The organism is Streptomyces sp. NPDC091287, from assembly GCF_044768525.1.
Taxonomy (GTDB): domain Bacteria; phylum Actinomycetota; class Actinomycetes; order Streptomycetales; family Streptomycetaceae; genus Streptomyces.
Genome location: NZ_JBIVUV010000030.1, coordinates 22,273 through 43,004 on the forward strand (window position 1 = coordinate 22,273; position 20,732 = coordinate 43,004).

Genomic DNA, 20,732 nt, shown 5'->3' on the forward strand with positions numbered 1-20,732 from the left:
GATCGCGCCGCGCGCGAAGGTGGGGGCGGCGTCCGCGCTGGTGCGTGAGCTGATGAGCTTGCTCCGCTTTGACGGACACCATTGGTGTGGTGGTCAGGCTGCGAGTGCGGTCTCGTACTCGGCGGGGCTGAGGTAGCCGAGGCTGCTGTGCAGTCGGTGCGAGTTGTACCAGCCTTCGATGAAGTCGAAGATCGCGGTGCGGGCTGCGGCCCGGCTGGCCCAGGCGGAGGTGCCGAGCAGTTCGCGTTTGATGGCTGAGAAGAACGACTCGGCGAGCGCGTTGTCCCGGCACTGGCCGGTGCGGCCGACCGACAGCCGGACCTCGAACCGGGCTGCCAGGGCGGCGAATTGCTGGCTGGTGTATTGGCAGCCTCTGTCCGAATGGAAGATCACGGGGTGGGTGGGGCGACGCTGCCGGCAGGCGGCTGTCAGCGCCTCGGCAACACCGGCGTCGTGCTGACCTCCGCCGCTGCTGCCGTGGCCCGTGTCCATCTGGCGGCCGCCCGCCCCGCGCAGGCCGTCCAGGCGGTGGAGGGGGCGCTGCGCCACATCCGCCGTACGGGCGCGTGGATATGGGCGACCGCCCTCGCGCCACCTGCCGTCGAGGCTCTGATCCTGGACGACAGCCCCGACGAGGCACACCGCCTCGTCGGGGAGCTGGCCGAAGGCATCGCCGACCGGGACGCCCCGGCCGCCCGGGCCGCTCTGCTCACCTGCCGGGCACTGCTCACCGCTTCGGACGGCCCGCAGGCCGTCGGTAGCGGTGAGCCCGTCGCACTGTACGCGGCCGCCGCGGACGCCTGGACGCTGCTGGAGCGGCCCTATGAAGCCGCCTATGTGCGGGAGACCTGGGGGCTCCTCCTGCTGACCGCCGGGGCGGAGGAAGGGCTCACGGTCGTGCACGACGCGATCGGGGCCTACCAGGACCTCGATGCCGTCTGGAATGTGCTGCGGTGTCAGCGCGGGCTGCGGGAGCACGGCCGAGTCACCGTCCGCAGGCCGGGCGCGTTGGGGTACGGCGACCACCTCTCGCCGCGGGAGAGGGCGGTGGCCCGGCTGGCGTCGCTGGCCGGTCGAACCGTGAGATCGCGCACGAACTGTTTCTCTCGCACCGGACGGTCGAGCACCACATGGCTCGTGCCGTGCGGAAGCTGGGAGCCTCGTCCCGCACCGAGATCGGCTTGCTGCTCGGATGCTGACACCACGCCCGCAAGGCGTGCCGCCCGGGCTGTCGCGTGCCCGTGTGGCGTTGTCCAGCACGGCGTCCGGGGTCCTGTCCTTCACCCGCTGCGCGTGTGGCCCGGCCCGCGGGTGGTGGCGACCGCTCGAGGAACACGAGGTCGACCGGGCCCGCCCAGCGACAAATGACGCAAGGGCACCCGCGAGATTCCATACATGTGTATGAAGTGCGGATCCGAGGGGGCTGCGAGAGTGCGGCTACGGCAAGGAGCCGTACTGCCACCGGAGTTGAGGTCGCCGGGCCGGCACTGCCCGGACCGTACGGGGCCCCCGTGCCGAAGTGGCACGGACGACCGCGCTCACCGCACGCCCCCGCTCCGACTCAAGGCGTGGGCCCGAAAACGCCGTTGCCGCAGCGGGCGCGCTTCCTGGAGATGCTCCGGTCGGTTCCCCGAAGGGCATCGACTTCGACTTCTGCGATGGAGAGGAACACGCGTGACGGATTCGCATCAGGAGGACGTCGTGGCCGGTGAGACGGATGAGAACAGGATACGGAAGAACGGCCTGTACGCGGATGTGAGTGCCGAGCTCGCCGAGAACATGAGGCTGGGCTGGGCCGACACCGAGCGCCGCGACCTGGAGCCCATCGCCCAGGCGGTGTACACCGCGCGGCGTCGGGCGGCGCTCTCCGCACTGTTCCCCGGTGAACTGCTGGTGGTCCCGGCCGGCAACCCGAAGGTGCGGGCCAACGACACGGACTATCCGTTCCGGCCGTCCTCCGACTACGTCTACCTGACGGGTGACCAGTCCCAGGACTCCGTGCTGGTCCTGGAACCCGGTGCGGACGGCGAGCACCGGGCGGTCGCCTATCTGCTTCCCCGGTCGGACCGCGAGAGCGGGGAGTTCTGGCGCGACTACCACGGTGAGCTCTGGGACGGCCGTCGCAACAGCCTCACCGAGAACGAGCGGCTCCTGGGCCTGCCCTGCCGTGATGTCCGCACGCTGACCGATCGGCTCGCCGTGGCCACCGGCCCGATCCGTCTGCTGCGCGACTACGACGCCGGGGTCGACGCCGCCCTGGACGACAAGGTGACCGCCGAGCGCGACACCGAGTTCCGCGTCGCCCTGTCCGAGATGCGCCTGCTCAAGGACGAGTTCGAGATCGCCGACCTGCGTCACGCCTGCCAGGCGACGGCGCGTGGCTTTGAGGACGTGGTGCGCGTTCTCGGTACGGACACGCCGACCGCGGAGCGGGCCATCGAGGGCACGTTCTGGATGCGTGCGCGGATCGAGGGCAACGACGTGGGTTACGCGTCGGTCTGCGCCGCGGGATCGCACGCCACGACGCTGCACTGGGTCCGCAACGACGGCGAGACCCGGCCGGGCGAACTGCTGCTGATCGACGCCGGAGTGGAGAGCCGCAATCTCTACACGGCCGATGTCACCCGCACTCTGCCGGTCGACGGCCGTTTCACGCCGGTCCAGCGCAAGGTGTACGACGCGGTGTACGAGGCACAGTCGGCCGGCATCGCCGCGGTCAGGCCCGGGGCGAAGTACCGGGACTTCCACCACGCCGCTCAGCGGGTGCTGACCGAACACCTCGCCTCCTGGGGCCTGTTCGGTGAGCGGTCGGTGGACGAGGCGTACGAACTCGGGCTGTACCGCCGCTGGACGCTGGCCGGCACGGGCCACATGATCGGCCTGGACGTTCACGACTGCGCGAAGGCCCGTACCGAGCTGTACGTGGACGGGACGCTGGACGCCGACATGGTGCTCACCGTCGAGCCCGGCCTGTACTTCCAGTCGGACGACCTGACCGTGCCCGAGGAGCTCCGCGGCATCGGCGTGCGGATCGAGGACGATTTCCTGGTCACCGACGAGGGCAACGAGAACCTCTCGGCCGACCTTCCCCGGGCGGCCGACGAAGTGGAGGCGTGGATGGCCCGGCTTCGCGGCTGACATCGGCCGCCGCGGCTCGAACAGTTGCGTTCTCCGTGTTGGGTGAGAACGCACCACCACGGAACGTTATGGACGGGGAGGCATGCGATGGAACGGCAGGACGGCCCGCGCGGGGCACGGAGTCACGATCGTCGAGCACCGGCGGCGGTGGCGGAGGTCTTTCGGCAGGGGTGGGCGGACACGGGCAGGACGCTTCCGCCTGTCTCCGGAGCGGCGTGCGCGGCCAAGCGGCGTGCGGCGGTGTCCGAGCGGTTCCCCGGGGAGCGGATCGTCGTCCCGTCGGGCGGGCTCAAGGCTCGCAGCAACGACTTCGACTACGCCTTCCGGCCGCATTCCGCGTACATCCACCTCACGGCCGAGCAGGGGACGGGGGCGGTGCCGGACAGTGTGCTCGTCTTCGAGCCCACCGGCAGCGGGCACGAGGTCACCCTGTTCGCCCGGCCCCGGTCACCGCGCGATGCCGGTCCGTCCGGTGCGGAGTTCTACAGTGACCGGCAGCACGGCGAGTTCTGGGTCGGCCGCCGCCGGACGCTCCGGGAGACCGCCGAAGCCCTCGGCGTCGAGGCGGTCGCCCGGGAAGGGCTGGAGCGGGCACTTGGCGGCGGCGTTCCGACCCGGGTGGTGCGCGGCGAGGACGCGCTCGTCGACGCTCTGATCCCGCCCTCCGCACCGGCCGACGCCGAGCTGCTCGCCTTCCTGTCGGAGTCACGGCTGGTCAAGGACGCGTGGGAGATCGAGCAGCTGCGCGCCGCCGTGGGGCACACGGTCGCCGGCTTCCACGACGTCGTCGGCGAACTGCCGCACGCCACCCGCCTCGCACGCGGGGAGCGCTGGGTGGAGGGCACCTTCAACCGGCGGGCCCGGCTGGAGGGTTACGGCCTGGGATTCGAGACCATCGCGGCGGCCGGCGCGCACGCGTGTGTGCTGCACTGGATGCACAACGACGGCCCGGTGCGGGAGGGTGAGCTGCTCCTGCTGGACGCGGGCGTCGAGGCCGACTCGTTCTACACCGGGGACGTCACCCGGACGCTGCCGGTCGGCGGGCGCTTCACGGATGTGCAGCGCCGCGTCTACGACCTGGTGTTCGCCGCCCAGTCGGCGGGCATTGCCGCCCTGCGGCCGGGTGCACCGTACGGCGCTTTCCACGACGCCGCGACGCGCGTCATCGCCGAGGGACTCGATGCCTGGGGTCTGCGGCCCGGTGGCGCGGCGATCCCGCACGAGCCCGACCTCTACCGCCGGTACACCGTGTGTGGTACAGGCCACATGCTCGGCCTCGACTGCCACGACTGCGCCGCCGCCCGCAGCGAGACCTACCTGGGCGGTGTGCTGGAGGAGGGGCATGTGCTCACCGTCGAGCCCGGGCTGTACTTCCAGCCCGACGACCTGACGATCCCCGAGGAACTGCGCGGCATCGGCGTGCGGATCGAGGACGACTTCGTCATCACCGCCGACGGCGCACTGTGTCTGTCTTCGGGCCTGCCACGCGACGCGGACGCGGTCGAGGCATGGATGCACGCGTCGCGGTGAGGACGTGCCGCCCACTGGTCGACCAGGTCTCCGGAGAGCTGCGGGGGGCAGGCGCGGTGGCGGTGGTCGGATCCACCGGGTTCCGAACAGGGTTGTGGCGCCCCGGCCTTCTGGACCCGGAGACGACGCCTGACACAGCCATCAGCCCGCCGCCGCGTCCTACCGGCCTGTCCACGTCCACTGCGCCGCACGGCGCGTTCCGGGCGCGCCACAGAAGCCTGATCCGTGGGCTGTCCTCGGCGGTGGGCCCCGACGCGAAGCACACCTGAAGACCGTGACCAGCTCCCCCCCGGAGGGCTACAGTGCGCATCGTGGACATACCCGACTGGCTTCTCTGGCCCGCACTCGGCGCGGCGCTCCTGCAGGCCCTCGCTCTCGTTCCCGGCATCCGACGGTTGCGCGGACCCAACCCCGCAGCCCGAACCAAGGCCCGCCTGGACCTGCTGGACAGTATCGCCAGCCTGTTCCTCATCACCGGCCTGCTGCTGAGCATGACGGTCGGGGAGTCCTGGCTCTGGCTCTCCTTCACCGGCCTCACTCTCCTGACCCTCGCCTATGCGGTGAAGGGCCTGCGTCTGCTTCGTGCCCGCCGCGCCGCAGCCTGACCCCCTGCACCGTGACCGTTCACGCGGCCACCACCCACTCCACCCGGAGCGCGGCCAGCTGCTCGCACTCGGCCCCGCCCGCATCGTGAGCCACTTACCCGTCATGCCCGCGCCCGCCGCGCCTGCCGTATCCGACTCGCCCGTACCCGCCGCACCCCACCCCAAGCGAGGGCGCGCAGCATCTGCCCGGGTTCGCATGTCCATCGCCGATGTCATCCTGGCGATGTGACCGGAAACGAGCAGCAGATCGACACGCGGTTGGAGCAGGCGATCCGCGACCTTCTAGAGCGCCGCAGCCCGTCCGCCACCATCTGCCCCTCCGAAGCCGCGCGCAGGGTGTACCAGGGCGACGATGACGGTTGGCGTTCCCTGATGGAACCAGCCCGTCGCGCTGCTCGGCGGCTGGCCGAAGCAGGCCAGGTGGAGATCGTGCAAGGCGGCCGCCCTGTCGGGCCGGCCGAAGCCCGTGGCCCGATCCGTATCCGGCGCGTCCGCCGCCCCCCTCGGTAACGCCTGGTTCTCGACGACGAGGGCCCATGGACTGCGATCATGAGCGACGGCTGTGCCTACCAGGGCGGGCCGAGGGCTTGCCCAATTGGTAACCCATGGGTTACCAATGAGGGGTGGACCCGTTCATCGCCCTGGCCGACCCCATACGCCGTGACCTGCTGCGCGCCCTTGCCTCCGGCCCGGCCCGAGTGGTCGACCTCGCGGCGCGGCACCCGATCAGCCGACCCGCGGTGAGCAAACATCTGCGACTGCTCACCGAGGCAGGGCTGGCCACCGTCGAGGACCACGGTCGCGAGCGCCACTACGCACTCGCGCCCGCAGGCCTCGCCCCGGTCCGCGCTCTGCTCGACGAGCTCGCCGGGCGACGCCCCCCGATCCCCGAAAGCGCCTTCGACGCCCTCGACCTGGAGGTCCGCAGAACCGTCCACGACCGCCGGGCCGGCACCGACGCCGCTCGAGGCACCGCAAGTTCTCAGGAGGAATCCGCATGACCAGCACCCCCACCGGGCGTCGCGTGACCATCGACGGCCTGGACAGCATCGCCTTCGACCGCACCTTCAGGGCCGGCATCAGGGACGTCTGGGCGGCAGTCACCGAGCCGGACCGGCTGGCCCGATGGATCGGCGAATGGACCGGCGACCCGTCGACCGGCTCGGTCGACTTCCGGATGCTCTACGAGGGCGACGAGCACCAGGCCGAGCTCCTCACCATCCAGGAGTGCCAGGCCCCCCACCGCCTCGTCCTCAAGTCCCAGGTTCCCGGACAGGAACTCATCTGGCACATGACTCTCACGCTCGTCGAGCACGAGGGCACCACCACGCTCACCTTCACCCAGTCCGTCGGCGACGACCCAGCGATGGCGGGCGGAGTCGGCCCCGGATGGGACTACTACCTCGACCGGCTCGTCGTCGCCGAGTCCGGCGGCGACCCGGCATCCGTCGACTTCGGCGACTACCACCCGGCCCACGAACAGCACTACCTCGACATGTTCAGCTGAACCCGACGACGCCGAGTACCTCGGCAGTGGGGTGACAAGCAGCCTCTCCCGAAACGGAGAAGACCCCTTCGCGACGAGCCTCTCGTTCATAGGATCGACTCCAGACCCGGGATGCCCGGGACGTCGACAGAAGGAGGGGTTCATGTCGGATATATCGAGACGCAAGTTGCTGGGGTACTCAGGGACGGCCGCAGCAGGAGCCGTGTTCGCGTCCGCCTCGGCGGCCGACGCCACGGAAGCGGACCCGGCCACATCAACAGCCCAGTTCATGGAAGGCACCGAGTTCCGGGCCGACGTGCGCATGTCCGAGAGCGACCTGATGATGGACATGAGCTTCAAGCTCCGCGTCGACAAGCCGAACGGCTACCCTTCAGCCCAGGACATCACGCCCCTCGAGGTGGCCGAGGCGTTGTCAGCACTGGCTCAGTCGAAGGGCTGGCCGCCTCTCACCTTCTACGGCACACCACCTCCCGTCGCGCTCAACTGACGTCGAGGCGCAGCACTCGCGCTCCCCGGGCCGTTCATCGCCAAGTACAGGATGCACGGGTCCCCGTACCTCTGACCCGTCACTCCGGCCGCCGCCCCCGTCCGGCGGCCGGGGCCTGTTTCCCCGTGATGCTGGTCAGGCGCTGAGCATGGGGTGTGTCTCCAGCAGCGCATCGGACACGCCGAAAGCGCGGGTGAGGGTCAGCGCGTGTGGCTCCAGGAAGCCGAGGACCGCGTCGACCGCGTCAGGCAGGTGTTCGACCTGATGGGCCGTCACCCGGCCCCGTGCCAGCAGATCTCCGCTGTGCGCGGCGACCCGGCGCAGGGCGAACAGGGCATGCAGCCCGCGCAGCAGGTCCTCCGGCAGCCCGGAGGGGACCTGGCTGGCGGCGGTCAGCAGGGACTCGCCGGCGAGCCGGTGGACGTGGGCGTCGGCCAGCGCCACGGCGGGCGTCACGGTCGCGTTCCAGCGGGCGAGCGGCGACGCGGCGCGCTGCCGGAGCCGGGCTTTCGCACGGCCGTGGGAGATGCGCTCGATGTCGGCCAGGAGGTCCTGGAGGAACTCGGGGTCGGTCAGCTCCCGGTACTCGGGCGCGAGCTCGCTCTCCGGCTTGAGGTCGACGCCGCCGAGCAGCATCTCGCCCCCGGCCTTCTCCATGATGACCTTGTTGTCGCCCTCGGCCGTGATCGTGCCCTCGATGGAGGCGAGCTGTAACGCGATGCCGTTCGCCTGGATCAGACCCTGGGCGCCGCACCGCTCGCGGCACTCGGTCATGACCGCGCGGGCCCGCCAGGTGATCCATGCCTTGCTGATCGCCGTCAGTCGCTCGTACGCCTCGCGTTCCTCACCAGTGGCCCGGTCCCACTGCCGCACGACCGACCGCTGGAGCAGCGTGGCGGCGTAGGTCGTCGCCGCGGCGTCGAGCAGGGGCGTGTGGTGGCCGCGGTGGGCGATCAGCGGCACCCGCTGCCCGTTCGTCATGCCCGAGGTGACCCGGGTGTGGGCGTAGCGCATGGCGACGTCGAGAGCGTGCCGCATGACGCCGAGGCTGTGGGCGGTCATGCAGAGCTTGCCCATCGTGACCCGTCCGATGGACTGGAGGAACCGCCGGCGGGGGCTTCCGAGCGCGCTGGTGAACTCGCCGTCCGGGGTGAGGTGGCCGTGCTTGCCCTGGAGGAGAGCGCTGAACGGGAGGCGGACATGGTGGAACGTCGTGGCGCAGTGGTCGACGGGGCTGCTGGCCGTCTGGGGCAGCGGCCGCACCTCCACACCCGACAACGGGCTGCCGTCGCTGTCGCTGAGCGGCGTCAGGAAAAGAAAGACCCCGTGGTCGGTCCCGCCGACGATCAGGCGGGCCGCGACGACGGCCCCCTTCGCCCCTCCGGCCGGGCTGGTGTTGGGCATGAACTTCGCCGCGGTGGGCGTGGGGGTGTTCAGCACGAACCCGGCCGTCGCCCGGTCGAACGTCGCCGTGGTCTCCATATGCACGGCGTCATTGCCATGGGCAATCTCGGTGCAGAGAAACGTCCCTATGCGGTCCGCGCGGATGTACTCGCTCAGGTCGCGTCCGGCCGGGTCGTGGTCGACGAGGCTGCCGAAGAAGAGGTTGTAGTGGATGGCGACGATGGTGGCCATGCCGGGGTCCACCGCACCGGCCCACTCGTGGATGGCGGTGAGTTCGACCGGATCGCTCGCGAGGACCTGCGGAGCCTCTACGGCCTCGTTGACCAGCCGGAGCCGGTCGTAGCTCAGGTCTATGCGTTCTCGGTGAGTCAGCCCCTCCTGGAAACGGAACGGGGCGGAGCTGAAGAGGTGCCTCCATCGATCGTGCGTTGTGGACAGCTGACCAGCGAACAGGACATCGGCGAGCGCGGCGGAGACGGATGCGGAATCCGGAATCTGAGAGACAGTCACACCCGAGAAAACTAGCCTGATTGATCAAGAGTGACAGAGTGAGGATCAACACGATTGCGATGGGCGAAAACACGGTAGGCGCCCGCTCCGCCGCTCACTTCCACCTGCTCGGCGGCCGGGCGTGATCATGGTCAGGGCGCGAACGGGGCCGCTCCGGCTCACCACACAGTCACTGGCAGCCGGCGGCCGAACGGGCCGGGCTTATGCCGCAACGGGCGTGCTCACGACCCAAATCCGCCCTCTACCCGATGCCCGGGTGATGGGGCATGCTCGGTGAGGTTGCTGGGGAACCCGCCTACCTGTGGGCCCCTGCGACCAGTGTCCCTTTCGGTAGGCGACTTCGAGGATCATCGTGGGCACGCAGTCCACCACACGTCCGGCCGACGCATCCGGCGTCTTCGCCCTGGGCGGCGACCTTCCCGTGAACCGTCTCGGTTACGGGGCCATGCGACTGACCGGCCCAGGCGTCCGGGGCGAACCCCGCGATCCGGACGAGGCCGTCCGGGTCTTACGCCGAGCGGTCGAGCTGGTCGTCACCTTCATCGACACGGCGGACGCCTACGGCCCGTGCGTCAACGAGCAGCTGATACGCAAGGCTCTGCACCCCTACGCCGATGGCCTCGTCATCGCCACCAAGGGCGCGGGGTGGCACGTCCGGGTCCGGACGACTGGCGGCCCAACGGCCGGCCCGAGTTTCTGCGCGAGCGGCTGGAGCTGAGCCTGCGGCACCTCGGACTCGAACGCATCGACCTGTACCAGCTGCACCGTATCGATCCCGAGGTCCCGTCGGCCGAGCAGTTCGGCACGTCGGCCCAGCTGCAGCAGGAGGGCAAGATCCGTCACCTCGGACTGTCCGAGGTGACGGTCGAGCAGCTCAAGGAGGCCCGCACGCACGTGGACATCGTCTCCGTGCAGAACCTCTTCAACCTCGCGAACCGGTCGGCCGAGGATGTACTCGACTACGCCGAGTCCGAGAACATCGCCTTCATCCCCTGGTTCCCGATCGCCACCGGCGAACTCGCGCGCCCCGGCGGCCCACTGGACGCCGCGTCCCGGGTGCACGACGCGAGCCCTGCGCAGCTCGCCCTCGCCTGGCTGTTGCGCCGCTCCCCGGTGATGCTCCCGATACCGGGCACGTCCAGTACCACCCACCTGGAGGAGAACGTCGACGCCGCACTGGTGCGACTCGACGACGAGGCGTTCGAAGCCCTCACCACCGCCGGCTGAGGGCCGAACCGCGGTCCGCGCCGGCTCAGACGCCGGAGGGGACCTCGGCCTTCTCGGGGGGACCCGTCTGCTCCCCTCCGTCCGCCGCCAGCCTGCGGTTGCGGCGGACGGAGGACCAGAAGGACCCGGCGATCAGCAGGACACCGATGAGACCGGTGACCACCTCGGGGATCTGGTAGCGGATGGAGATCATGAGGATCACGGCCAGCGCGCCGATGGCGTAGTGCGCGCCGTGCTCCAGGTAGACGTAGTCGTCGAGGGTGCCCTGGCGGACCAGGTAGACCGTCAGCGAACGGACGTACATGGCGCCGATTCCGAGGCCGAGCGACATCAGGACGATGTCGTTGGTGATCGCGAAGGCGGCGATGACGCCGTCGAAGGAGAAGGACGCGTCCAGGACCTCCAGGTAGAGGAACATGAAGAACGCGGCCTTACCGGCCATCAGGACCACCGGGACGTTCTTGCCGCTCCTCCTGGCCTCTTCCTCGGCCTCGTGCTCGCGCTCCTCTTCCTCCTCCAGCTTGTTCTCGAAGTAGCCGGAGAGACCGCCGACGACGAGGTACGTGATGAGGCCGAAGACGCCCGAGAGGAGGACCGTCGCCGCCTTGTCGACATGCAGCCCGCCGTGCTGGTGGGCCTGGGTCGCGAACGTCATGGCACTGATCGCCAGGATGATCAGGGCGATACAGACCGACACCATGTCGATCTTGCCGAACTTGGCCAGCGGGCGCTCCAGCCAGCCGAGCCACTTGATGTCACGGTCCTCGAAGATGAACTCGAGGAAGATCATCAGCAGGAACATACCGCCGAAGGCCGCGATCGACGGGTGGGCGTCGGTGACGAGCTGCTCGTAGCGCTCGGCATCGTTGATCGCGAGATCGACGGCCTCGATGGGGCCGACCTTGGCACTGATCGCCACGATCACGACGGGGAAGACCAACCTCATGCCGAAGACGGCGATGAGCACACCGATGGTGAGGAAGATCCTCTGCCAGAAGGCGTTCATCTTCTTCAGGATCCCGGCGTTGACCACGGCGTTGTCGAAGGACACCGAGATCTCGAGGATGGACAGGATCGCCACGATCCCGAACGCCGCCCACCCCCCGTACAGCACCGCCACGACAAGGCCGAGCGCGGTCACCGCGAACGACCAGCCGAACGTCTTCAAAATCACTGGCTACCCCATCATTTTGTGCGGGGCTCCCCCGCGGGCCGTATCTGGCTTTACCAAACACTGACCGAAGTCTAAAGCGAAACCTCGGCACCCTGACACGTACCGGCCAACCCATGGACCTCCACCGCCGACGACAAACCAACACCACACCCACACAGCCCACTTGAAGACGCATCGGGCGCGGGACGCCCTTGCGAGCCACTCTCCGCCGGTCCATGATCTTCACGGACCCGTGCCTGCCCGAGCGCTCAGCCGATGTGAGACGGCGTCATTTCCACGCTTTTGGACTTACGTTCACGCGGCGTATCCACGGCCTGGCCGAAAAGGCCTCGATGGGCGAATGATTGAGATCATCCCGTTTCGCTCGACGGGATGACGGGAGAATCAACGTGTGGTACACAGGCATGCTGCCTTCCCAACTCCCCTTACGCTTCTGCGTCAACATGTTTCGTCCCCGTCTCGATGCACGAGTGGCGCGCGAAGTGCCGCAGGGCCGAGGAACTCGGATTCGACGTAGTCGGAGTGGCCGACCACCTCGGATTCCCCGCACCGTTCCCGGCCATGGTGCTCGCAGCCGAGGCGACCGAGCGAATACGGCTGACCACATTCGTGTTGAACACGCCGTTCCACAACCCCGCTCTTCTCGCACGTGATGTGGCGAGTACCGACCGGTTCATCGACGGGCGGATGGAACTCGGGCTCGACGCCGGCTTGTGAAGGCCGAGTTCGACACCGCGGGAATTCCGTTCCCCAGCGGTGGCAAGCGGGTCGAGCAGCTGGAGCGGACGGTCACCACGCTGCGTCGTCTCTTCGACGACCCCGCATACCAGCCACGTCCGGCCCAACCGTCCGGCCCGCCCCTGCTCATCGCGGGCTGGGGCGACCGGCTGCTGCGCGTGGCCGCCACGCACGCCGACATCATCGCCTTCCCCGGTGGCTGGGCCAACGCCACGGGCGATGCGCTCCATCTGGCCGGAGCCGCGCAGATGGAAGAACGCATTGCCTATGTGCGCGACCTGCTCGGTGACCGCGCCGACTCCGTGGAGCTCAATCTCCTGGTGCAGCAGGTGATTCCGCCCTCCGACGGCGCTTCGGTGCCCGACAGGTTCGCACCGCAGCCGCCCGACGCCGAGGACCGCCCCGAAGAGGCGCCCAGCGTCCTGGTCGGAAGCCCCGCGGACATGGCGCAGCAAATCAAGGAACGCCGTGAACGCTACGGCTTCACCTACTTCACCGTCATGGAATACACCATGGAGAATTTCGCGCCGGTCATCGCCACGCTTCGCTGAACCGCGCACTCCGCCACATGGCCGCCGACGACGGGGGCTATGATCGAAAAGGGACAGTCGGCGTGAATCCCGCACTCGCTGCCCGGGGCAGCTCCACGACGCTGGTGCTATTGCGCCACGGTGAGACGGCATTGACACCGGAGAACCGGATATCCGGCAGCGGCGGCGTCGACCGCACCGGCCGGCCGCGCGTTCGCCACGCTGTGGCGGATCCGCTCGGCAGCCTGTGCGATCTCCAGCTCGTCCACCACGTTGGGAAACAGGCTGAGATCGTCGAAGTCCCGGACGTCGGTCAGGGGATCAAAGTCGAGACCCTCGACCCGTTTCAGCCAGAACGGGACCCGGTCTCCGGGCTGAAGTGCCACCGCATCATCTCCCGGACGAACTCTCCGCCCGTGTGCTCGACCATGGGTTTCCTCTCGAGATGGTTGAACAAACCGAACGGCGCTCGGCGCAGGGCCGCGGCGCCGGCCCACCCGGCGCCGCGACGCAGCCTGCGTCTGTCCACGGCCGCACGGTGGGCGCGTGCCGCGGTTGCCCTCTTTACCCGGTCCCGGCGGAACCGCCGAGGTGGCGGGATGGCCCCGGCCTGCTGGGCCGCTGTGGCGTAGGCGCGCACGATCGAGACGGAGTCACAGGCGTAGGCCTCGGGGGCCCGGTAGTCCGCCAGGCTCCGGACGGCGAGGCTGCTGATGAGCGCGTTGCCGGGAAAGTAGGTACGCACCACGCCGGCGGTGTTGCTGGACGATCCCGATCCGAGCTCGCCGCGCTCCAGCAGGACGGTACCGACACCCGACTCCGCGAGTTGGCAGGCTATCGAGGTGCCGATGACACCGCCGCCGATGACGACGACGTCCGCGCGTTCGGGGAGGCGGCTCACGACTGGAGGACCGGTTCATCGGAGCGCAGCTGACGCAGGTGGTCTCCGGCCTCCCATGGATACAGGTGGAGGTTCCAGCCACCCAGGCAGTTGATGTAGAGGGCCAGCTGGCCCACCACGCTCAGGAAGTCCTCGCGGTCGAGTTGGTCGAGGCAGTTCAGGAAGCGCTGGGTGAAACTCCACAGCTGCTCCAGGCCGCAGTAGCCGAGGAACTCAGCCGGAACACCGACCAGGAGGCGCGTCATATGACGCAGCGAGTCCATCGGCATGCCCTGGACCGCGCCCCGGACCAGACCGCCGTAAGTGGCGTACCCCAGCGGGCGGGTCTCACCGTTGACGAACAGGAGCGTGGGCAGCACCGTGTCGAAGCTGCCCGCCCCGGACGGGATCAGCCCCGCGTGGAGATCGGCGAGTTCCTTCGGTTCGGAAAGCCAGGTCTTCTCGGTCGCGGCGTACACATCGTCAATGAGACGGCTCGCGTCGGGATGTGCGGCGACCAGTTTCGGAATACGGTGGCCGCCCGCTGTTCCGGCCCTGCGGACCTCCATCAGGATCGGCTTCTTCGTCGCGTAGACGGAATCCCAGATCGCCTTACCGGCCTCAAGGGGAGTGCCGGAATGTCCTCTTGCCGGATGCGGCCCACCGGAGTTGCCGGCATCGGTTCGGTCAGCGTTCCGTACTTGATGCCCACATGCTGGAGACCGGAGCAGAATAAGGTCCCATGGGGGCCTCGCGTCGATCTGCTATCCGGTGTGGGCCTGCTGATATGGGGCGGCGGGCAGGCCGCCGGTGAGTTCTTCGCGGGCTACGTCACCGAAAAGTCGCTCAGCGTCGACAATCTGTTCGTCTTCGTGCTGATCATGGCGAATCGTGGTGGCGGGCGGGAGCATAGCCGGGCTCGGCGCCGCGCTGCTGCTGGCCCGCCAGGGGTACGCGGTGGACCTGGTGGAACGGGACGGCCCCCCGGCCGAAGGACCTCGGCGACGTTCAGAAGTGGCGGCGGCCGGGGGCGCCGCAGGTCCGCCACCCGCACATGTTCCTCGGCCTGTTCCGGCGCCTGCTGCACACCCGGTTGCCGGACGTGCACGCGGATCTGCTCGCGCACGGGGTCGACGAGGTCGACATGACGGCGCCGCCCGGGGTCGAGGCTCCGGCCGCCGCGACCGAGCTGGCGAGTTTCGGCTCACGCCGGGCGACCGTCGAGCGGGTACTGCACCGCGCCCTCCAGGGACAGCCCGGCGTCCGGGTCCACCACGGCCTCTCCGTCCGTGAGGTCGTGGTGGACCGGGGACGCGTCCGAGGTGTGCGGGTGGACGGCGCGGTGATCGACGCGGACGCGCTGGTGGACGCCACGGGGCGTCGCTCACCGCTGGTCGGCGCCTTCACCAAGGAGGTGGAGGAGAGCCCGTGCGGCAACGTCTACCACAGCCGTTTCTACCGGCTCCTCGACGGCGTAACCATCACCCAAAGCCTGCCAATCGTTTCATTCCGCTGATATCACACAAACGGTCGGCAATTGATTGCGAGGACCCGAATACCGACTGCACCGCGGTCCGACGGCTTCCCGGATCAGCCGGGCCCTGCCGACGGGGCCGTCCAGCGGCGATACGGCGTCCCGGCGTGAACACCGCGCCCCGGGGGCACGTACCACTGACCGAAGTGACCGAGCTGGGAAGCCAGACGAGAAGACCGACGAAGGGAATGCCGCGATGAGCGCAACGCAGGAGCGCCGGAGCCTCCTCGGACGCCGCACCATCGTCGCCGCGGTGGGAGCGGCCGGAGCGGCCGCCGCCCTCACCGCGTGCGGCGGATCGGACGGTTCGGAAGGTTCGGACACGGTCGAGGAGCCCGGTAGCGGCGGCGGGAAGGGTGGAGAGGTACTCGCCGCGACCGCGGACATCCCGGAGGGCGGCGGGGTGGTCTTCGCCGCGCAGAAGGTCGTGGTGACCCAGCCGCAGCCGGGCGAGTTCAAGGCGTTCTCGTCCACGTGCACCCATCAGGGCTGCGCGGTCAAGGACGTCTCGGACGGCACGATCACGTGCCCCTGCCACAACTCCACGTTCGACGCCGCCACGGGCAGCCCGACCGGCGGGCCCGCCACACAACCGCTGCCCGCCCGTGAGATCACCGTCGAGGGGGACTCGATCAGGCTGGCGTAGCCGCTCCCTGTCCCGTCCCCTGCCTGCGCGGTCGCTTCCAGCCGCCGAGTACGGCGTCCGTGGTGGTGACGGTGGCGACGAGGGCGAGCGTGTTGCGGACCATCGCGGGGGTGTACTCGGCGGGCACCCCCGCGATGGCGTCGGCCGGTACGACGGCCGTGTAGCCGAGGTTGACCGCGTCGAAGACGGCGTTGGGGATCGCGATGTTGGCCGATACGCCGGTGACGACGAGCGTCCGGCAGCCGAGGTTGCGCAGCAGCGGGTCGACGTCGGTGCCGGCCAGCGGCGAGAGACCGTGCAGCCGGCGGACGACGAGGTCCTCGTCGGCCACCTCGATGGGGGCCGCGACCCGGACGGCGGTGCTGCCGGTGTGCTGCTGGACGGGCAGCCGGGCGGCGGCGCGGAAGAGCCGGGCGTTGCGGTTGCCGCCGCGACCGTCGGGCCGGCTCTCGGCGACCGCGTGCATCACCTGGACTCCGCTCCCGTGGGCGGCGGCGACGAGGCGGGCGATGTTGTCGAGCGCGCCCGACGAGCGGGCTGCGGCGGCGAGTTCGGGCAGGGCGCTGTCCGGCCCCACGACGCCCTGCTGGCACTCGACGGTCAACAGGACGGTGGTGGCGGGGTCGAGCAGTTCGGTGAGCCGCTCCTGTGATGACCTCGACGGCACGGGCGCTCCTCCCTTTCCTGCGTCCGCCGCACGGGAAGACGGGCTCCTGCGTCGGACTTCAGTGGACGGACTTCTGTGGACGGACCGGGCGCGCGAGAGTAGCGGCCATTGCGTCACGAAGGAAGAGCGTCCATGATTTCTGACACTCAGTCAGATCTCGGGAGAGGGCGACCATGACCGACACCCAGCGACGAGGCCGCCGGATCATGATGACGCCCGGGGAGCGTGACGCCTATCTCGGCGAACAGCGCACCTGCCGGGTGGCGACGCTCGGCCCCGACGGCGCCCCGCACATCGGCGCCCTGTGGTTCGTCTGGGACGGCGGCTCCCTCTGGCTGTACTCCATCACGCGCAGCCTGCGCTGGTCCCAGCTGCGCGGGGACGCCAGGATCGCCGTGGTCGTGGACGACGGCGAGGGGTACGAGGAGCTGCGCGGCGTGGAGCTCACCGGCCGGGCGGAGTTCGTCGGCGAGGCGCCCCGCACGGGCGAGCCCTGCCCCGAACTCGTGGAGCCGGAGCGGCTGTTCCCCGTGAAGTACTTCGGCATGACGGAGATGCCGCACGACGGACGGCACGCCTGGCTGCGGCTCACCCCGGAGACGATCACCTCCTGGGACTTCCGCAAGCTCGCCGATCTCGCCTGAGCTCCCGCCCGCGGCCGCTACGGCCCCGGACCCCGGGGCTCATCCACCGCCCGGGGCTCATCGACCGTCCGCCGCCACATCCGCCCCCGCCGCCCGCAGCGCCTTCACCGCGGCGCGGACCGACGGCCGGCGGTCCGCGTCCGTGCGCCAGACCGCGTGGACGTGCCGCCGCATGGTCTGCCGCACCGGCACCAGCCGCACGCCTTCGGGGACCGGACCGCGCCCCAGCCGAGGGGCCACGCAGACGCCGAACCCGGCCGCGATCAGCGCGAGTTGCGTGTGGTGCTCACCTGCCAGATGGGCGATGCGGGGCTCGATGCCCCGGGAGCGCAGAGTGAACATCAGCCACTCGTAACAGAATTCGCCCTCGGGCCAGGACACCCACGGGTCGTCCGCGAAGTCCTCCAGCTCCACCTCGTCACGGTCCGCCAGCGGATGCCCGGCCGGCATGGCGATGTCCGGTGCGTCGTCGAGCAGTTCTGCCTTGGCCAGCCCGCCGGGCACGGGCAGCCGCTTGTTGCTCCAGTCGAGCACGACGGCCAGGTCGACGTCCCCGCGGAGCACCGCGCGCAGCCCCTGTTCGGGCTCCAGCTCCCGGGTGCGGACGGCGAGATCGGGGTGGTCCGCGCGCAGGGAGGTGAGCATCGCGGGGAACAGCCCGCGGGCCGCCGTCGGGAAGGCGCAGATCCGTACCTCGCCGACGACCTCGCCGCGCTGTGCCTCGATGTCGGACTGAGCCAGCTCCACCTGCGACAGGATCCGCGCGGCGTGGTCCGCGAGCAGCCGGCCGGCGTCGGTGAGCCGGACGCCTCGGCCGTTCTTGGCGAGCAGCCGCTGCCCGACCTCACGCTCCAGCTTCGCCAGTTGCTGCGAGACCGCCGACGTCGTGACGTGCAGCCCGTCGGCCGCCCCGCTCACCGAGCCGTGCCGGGCGAGGGCGTCCAGCGTGCGCAGCCGCTCCAGGTTCAACATGTAAGCGATGCTACGTGAACGAGCACAGAAAGATTCGCTTGCCCTACGACGTCTTCTTCGTCAGGGTTGACCTCATGAGCGCTCCCTGCGAGCCGAGGGTCACGGCCCCGGCGTCAGCACCTCCCCCGCCACCTCCGCGGCCCGCCCCGATAGCGCCCGCCGTGCGGCGCCCCGCCCTCGACTGGCGGATCCGGTTCGCGGGGCTCTCGCTCATCTGGGGGTTCAGCTTTCTGCTGATCAAGGTCGGGACCGAGGGCTACGCCCCGTTCCAGGTCACCTTCGGCCGGCTGCTGGCCGGTACGGCGGTGCTGGTCGCCGCCATGGCGATGCGCCGGGAGCGGCTGCCGCGCTCCACTCGGACCTGGGGGCACCTCACGGTCGCGGCGCTCCTCCTCAACGCACTGCCGTTCTCGCTCTTCTCCTACGCGGAGTTGACGATCCCCTCGACGCTGGCCGGGATCTGCAACGCGACCTCGCCGCTGTGGGGCATGGCGCTCTCGGTGATCGCCCTGTCGGAGGACCGCCCGACCCGCCGCCGGGTGGCCGGCCTCGGCGTCGGCTTCCTCGGCGTCCTCACGGTGCTGGGCGCCTGGCAGGGCTTCTCCGGCCTGGACCTGCCGGGTACGGGCATGGCTCTGCTCGCCTCGTTCTGCTATCCGGTCGGCTGGATCTACGTACGCCGCACCCTGGCCGGGACCGGGTCGTCGACGCTGGCGCTGACGGGCAGCCAGCTCTTCCTCGGTACGTTGCAACTGGCCGTGGTGACCCCGCTGTTCACCTCGCCGCCCACGTCCTTTCCGCTGCTCCCGACGGTCTCGGTGCTCGCCCTGGGCGCGCTGGGCACGGGCCTCGCCGTCCTGCTCCAGTACGGACTGGTCCAGGAGGTCGGTCCGACGACGGCCCAGATGGTCACGTACTTCATCCCGGTGATCGCGACGGCGGCAGGCGTCGCACTGCTCGGCGAGCAGCTGAGCTGGAACACCCCGGTCGGGGCGCTGATCGTCCTCGTCGGGGCGGCCCTCACCCAGAGCCGGGCCCGCCCGGCCGTCCCACCGGAGCCCGCAGAAGCTCTCGCCGCCGCCCCACGGGAGCCCGCGGAAGCTCTCGCCGCCGCCCCACCGGAGCCCGCGGTCGTTCCGGTCGCCGCCGCCCCACCGGAGCCCGCGGTGGACCGAGCCGTGCCGCCGGACGCGGACGCCTCCGGGCTCAGCCGTAGCTGACCGGCCGTGCGGGACCCGCGGCCGCGGCCACCGCGTCCGCCAGGGGCCCGATTTCCGCCGCGGTCAGCGGGGAGACGGTGAGCCGCACCCCCTGGGGCGTGTCCAGCCGGAAGCGTGCGCCCGGGGCCGCCGCCCAGCCCGCGTGGAGCAGCCGGGCGACGGCCCCGGTCTCGTCGCTCACGGGCACCCACACGTTCATGCCGCTGCGGCCCCGGGCGCTCACGCCGCGCTCCGCGAGCGCATGGATGAGCGCGTCCCGGCGGTCCCCGTAGGAGCGGGACACCGCACGGGTGTCGACGGCGCCCGAGGTCCACAGATGGAGCACGGCACGCTGGAGCAGCCGGCTGACCCAGCCGGGCCCGAGCCGCTGCCGCCCCGCCACCCGGTCGACCGTGACGGCGTCCCCGGTGAGCGTGGCGACCCGCAGATCGGGGCCGTACGCCTTGGCCGCCGAGCGGATGAACGCCCAGTGGGCCGTCACCCCGGCCAGCGGGTGCAGCGGCAGGTCCACGATGGCGTGCCCGTGGTCGTCCTCGATCAGCAGCACGTCCGGGTGGCGCCCGAGGACCGCGCGCAGCTCCCGGGCGCGCGGCGCGTCCAGGGACGCGCCGGTCGGGTTCTGCGCCCGGTCGGTGACGACGAGGGCCCGCGCCCCGGCCCGCAACGCCCGCTCCACATCCGCGGGCAGCGGACCGGAGTCGTCCACGCCGACCGGTACGGCGCGCAGCCCGAGCGCCGGTACGAGGTCGAGCACGCTGCCCCAGCCGGGGTCCTCCACCGCCACCGCGTCGCCCGGCTTCAGGTGCGCCGCGAGGACCCGCTCGATCGCGTCCAGCGCTCCGGACGTCACGGCGACCGGCCCGGCGGGCACCCCGTCGGCGTCCAGCACGGCGCGGGCGTACGCGGCGAACTCCGCGACCACCGCGGCCTGCCCGTACAGACCATGGCTCTCCGCGTCGGCCGCGGCGGCCGCCGCGAGCGCCGGCCCGAGGCCGGGCAGCAGCTCCGGATCGGGATTGCCCTCGCCGAGGTCCCGTACGCCCGGGGGCGCTTCGATCCGCAGCGATCCGCGCGACGTGCTGGCCGGGGCCGGACGCACCCGGCTCCCCCGCCGGCCCGCCGTCTCGATCACGCCGCGCTCGCGCAGCGTCCGGTAGGCGGCCGCCACGGTATTGGGGTTGACCTCCAGACGCGCGGCCAACTCCCGCATGGGGGGCAGCACATGGCCCGGCGGAAGGTCTCCGGAGCCGACCCCGCGCTCCACACTGGCGGCAATCTCCGCTGCGCGCCGCCCACTGATCCGATACTCTCCTAGCACA

23 protein-coding genes and 2 pseudogenes are annotated in these 20,732 nt (G+C 70.4%); 16 read left to right on the forward strand and 9 right to left on the reverse strand.

Annotation, left to right across the window (positions count from 1 at the left end):
* Positions 1-93 precede the first annotated feature (93 nt).
* A complete protein-coding gene (locus tag ACIQRW_RS35980; protein WP_403768914.1) occupies positions 94-978 on the reverse strand; it encodes a transposase in 885 nt (294 codons plus the stop codon).
* Here ACIQRW_RS35980 and ACIQRW_RS35985 point away from each other — a divergent pair.
* The 8 genes from ACIQRW_RS35985 (at position 954) to ACIQRW_RS36020 (ending at position 7,267) form a co-directional block, all read left to right on the forward strand.
* On the forward strand, positions 954-1,199 hold the full coding sequence (locus tag ACIQRW_RS35985; protein WP_403768917.1) for a response regulator transcription factor: 246 nt from the start codon (positions 954-956) through the stop codon (positions 1,197-1,199). The two genes, ACIQRW_RS35980 and ACIQRW_RS35985, sit on opposite strands and share 25 nt — an antisense overlap.
* Positions 1,200-1,674: 475 nt before the next feature.
* Positions 1,675-3,138 carry an aminopeptidase P family protein gene (locus ACIQRW_RS35990; protein ID WP_403768920.1) on the forward strand — a complete coding sequence of 488 codons (1,464 nt, stop codon included), beginning with the start codon at positions 1,675-1,677 and terminating at the stop codon, positions 3,136-3,138.
* 87 nt (positions 3,139-3,225) lie between these two features.
* Entirely contained in the window at positions 3,226-4,668 is a 1,443-nt protein-coding gene (locus tag ACIQRW_RS35995; protein WP_403768923.1) for an aminopeptidase P family protein, read from the forward strand.
* Positions 4,669-4,979: 311 nt separating this feature from the next.
* Entirely contained in the window at positions 4,980-5,273 is a 294-nt protein-coding gene (locus tag ACIQRW_RS36000; RefSeq protein WP_403768926.1) for a hypothetical protein, read from the forward strand.
* A 225-nt stretch (positions 5,274-5,498) separates the two neighbouring features.
* Positions 5,499-5,783 carry a DUF3253 domain-containing protein gene (locus ACIQRW_RS36005; RefSeq protein WP_403768929.1) on the forward strand — a complete coding sequence of 95 codons (285 nt, stop codon included), beginning with the start codon at positions 5,499-5,501 and terminating at the stop codon, positions 5,781-5,783.
* Positions 5,784-5,896: 113 nt separating this feature from the next.
* Positions 5,897-6,274, forward strand: a complete 378-nt coding sequence (locus tag ACIQRW_RS36010) for an ArsR/SmtB family transcription factor (protein ID WP_403768931.1) — start codon at positions 5,897-5,899, stop codon at positions 6,272-6,274.
* The gene (locus ACIQRW_RS36015; RefSeq protein WP_403768934.1) at positions 6,271-6,780 is read left to right on the forward strand and encodes an SRPBCC family protein; all 510 of its coding nucleotides are present in this window, start codon (positions 6,271-6,273) and stop codon (positions 6,778-6,780) included. The genes ACIQRW_RS36010 and ACIQRW_RS36015 overlap by 4 nt, the downstream gene beginning before the upstream one ends.
* 202 nt (positions 6,781-6,982) lie before the next feature.
* Positions 6,983-7,267: a hypothetical protein gene (locus tag ACIQRW_RS36020; protein WP_403768937.1), complete on the forward strand. Its 285-nt coding sequence runs from the start codon at positions 6,983-6,985 to the stop codon at positions 7,265-7,267.
* 135 nt (positions 7,268-7,402) lie between these two features.
* Here the strand turns inward: ACIQRW_RS36020 and ACIQRW_RS36025 are convergent, their stop codons facing one another.
* Positions 7,403-9,181, reverse strand: a complete 1,779-nt coding sequence (locus ACIQRW_RS36025) for an acyl-CoA dehydrogenase (protein WP_403768940.1) — start codon at positions 9,179-9,181, stop codon at positions 7,403-7,405.
* Positions 9,182-9,533: 352 nt separating this feature from the next.
* Between ACIQRW_RS36025 and ACIQRW_RS36030 the strand changes: the two are divergent.
* A pseudogene (locus ACIQRW_RS36030) lies at positions 9,534-10,408 on the forward strand (aldo/keto reductase).
* Between the two features lie 25 nt (positions 10,409-10,433).
* On the opposite strand, the gene ACIQRW_RS36035 reads toward ACIQRW_RS36030, so the two are convergent.
* Positions 10,434-11,582, reverse strand: coding sequence for a DUF475 domain-containing protein (locus ACIQRW_RS36035; protein WP_403768943.1), 1,149 nt, complete (start codon positions 11,580-11,582; stop codon positions 10,434-10,436).
* A 462-nt stretch (positions 11,583-12,044) separates the two neighbouring features.
* On the opposite strand from ACIQRW_RS36035, the gene ACIQRW_RS36040 reads away from it, so the two are divergent.
* Both ACIQRW_RS36040 and ACIQRW_RS36045 read left to right on the forward strand, forming a co-directional pair.
* A complete protein-coding gene (locus ACIQRW_RS36040) occupies positions 12,045-12,299 on the forward strand; it encodes an LLM class flavin-dependent oxidoreductase (RefSeq protein ID WP_403768946.1) in 255 nt (84 codons plus the stop codon).
* Complete coding sequence (locus ACIQRW_RS36045) at positions 12,296-12,871, forward strand: hypothetical protein (protein WP_403768949.1); 576 nt, start codon at positions 12,296-12,298, stop codon at positions 12,869-12,871. Before ACIQRW_RS36040 ends, ACIQRW_RS36045 begins: the two co-directional genes overlap by 4 nt.
* Positions 12,872-12,978: 107 nt before the next feature.
* On the opposite strand, the gene ACIQRW_RS36050 is transcribed toward ACIQRW_RS36045, so the two are convergent.
* The 3 genes from ACIQRW_RS36050 to ACIQRW_RS36060 are packed head-to-tail and all read right to left on the reverse strand — an operon-like array spanning position 12,979 to position 14,299.
* On the reverse strand, positions 12,979-13,236 hold the full coding sequence (locus tag ACIQRW_RS36050) for a hypothetical protein (RefSeq protein ID WP_403768952.1): 258 nt from the start codon (positions 13,234-13,236) through the stop codon (positions 12,979-12,981).
* Positions 13,197-13,751 carry an FAD-dependent oxidoreductase gene (locus tag ACIQRW_RS36055; protein ID WP_403768955.1) on the reverse strand — a complete coding sequence of 185 codons (555 nt, stop codon included), beginning with the start codon at positions 13,749-13,751 and terminating at the stop codon, positions 13,197-13,199. Before ACIQRW_RS36055 ends, ACIQRW_RS36050 begins: the two co-directional genes overlap by 40 nt.
* The gene (locus ACIQRW_RS36060; protein WP_403768958.1) at positions 13,748-14,299 is read right to left on the reverse strand and encodes a hypothetical protein; all 552 of its coding nucleotides are present in this window, start codon (positions 14,297-14,299) and stop codon (positions 13,748-13,750) included. The genes ACIQRW_RS36055 and ACIQRW_RS36060 overlap by 4 nt, the downstream gene beginning before the upstream one ends.
* A 195-nt stretch (positions 14,300-14,494) precedes the next feature.
* Here ACIQRW_RS36060 and ACIQRW_RS36065 point away from each other — a divergent pair.
* The 3 genes and pseudogenes from ACIQRW_RS36065 to ACIQRW_RS36075 form a co-directional block, all read left to right on the forward strand.
* Positions 14,495-14,617, forward strand: a pseudogene (locus ACIQRW_RS36065) (TerC family protein); the annotation flags it as partial.
* 167 nt (positions 14,618-14,784) lie between these two features.
* Positions 14,785-15,246 carry an NAD(P)/FAD-dependent oxidoreductase gene (locus ACIQRW_RS36070; RefSeq protein WP_403768961.1) on the forward strand — a complete coding sequence of 154 codons (462 nt, stop codon included), beginning with the start codon at positions 14,785-14,787 and terminating at the stop codon, positions 15,244-15,246.
* Positions 15,247-15,460: 214 nt separating this feature from the next.
* On the forward strand, positions 15,461-15,910 hold the full coding sequence (locus ACIQRW_RS36075) for a Rieske (2Fe-2S) protein (protein ID WP_403768964.1): 450 nt from the start codon (positions 15,461-15,463) through the stop codon (positions 15,908-15,910).
* On the opposite strand, the gene ACIQRW_RS36080 is transcribed toward ACIQRW_RS36075, so the two are convergent.
* Positions 15,897-16,577, reverse strand: a complete 681-nt coding sequence (locus ACIQRW_RS36080) for a cysteine hydrolase (RefSeq protein WP_403768967.1) — start codon at positions 16,575-16,577, stop codon at positions 15,897-15,899. The genes ACIQRW_RS36075 and ACIQRW_RS36080 overlap by 14 nt on opposite strands.
* A 173-nt stretch (positions 16,578-16,750) precedes the next feature.
* Between ACIQRW_RS36080 and ACIQRW_RS36085 the strand changes: the two genes are divergently transcribed.
* Complete coding sequence (locus ACIQRW_RS36085) at positions 16,751-17,221, forward strand: pyridoxamine 5'-phosphate oxidase family protein (protein WP_403768970.1); 471 nt, start codon at positions 16,751-16,753, stop codon at positions 17,219-17,221.
* Between the two features lie 57 nt (positions 17,222-17,278).
* On the opposite strand, the gene ACIQRW_RS36090 is transcribed toward ACIQRW_RS36085, so the two are convergent.
* Positions 17,279-18,193, reverse strand: a complete 915-nt coding sequence (locus ACIQRW_RS36090) for a LysR family transcriptional regulator (protein ID WP_403768973.1) — start codon at positions 18,191-18,193, stop codon at positions 17,279-17,281.
* A 74-nt stretch (positions 18,194-18,267) separates the two neighbouring features.
* Between ACIQRW_RS36090 and ACIQRW_RS36095 the strand changes: the two genes are divergently transcribed.
* Positions 18,268-19,413, forward strand: a complete 1,146-nt coding sequence (locus tag ACIQRW_RS36095) for a DMT family transporter (protein WP_403768976.1) — start codon at positions 18,268-18,270, stop codon at positions 19,411-19,413.
* Here the strand turns inward: ACIQRW_RS36095 and ACIQRW_RS36100 are convergent.
* A complete protein-coding gene (locus ACIQRW_RS36100) occupies positions 19,400-20,731 on the reverse strand; it encodes an aminotransferase class I/II-fold pyridoxal phosphate-dependent enzyme (RefSeq protein ID WP_403768978.1) in 1,332 nt (443 codons plus the stop codon). The genes ACIQRW_RS36095 and ACIQRW_RS36100 overlap by 14 nt on opposite strands.
* Position 20,732 lies beyond the last annotated feature (1 nt).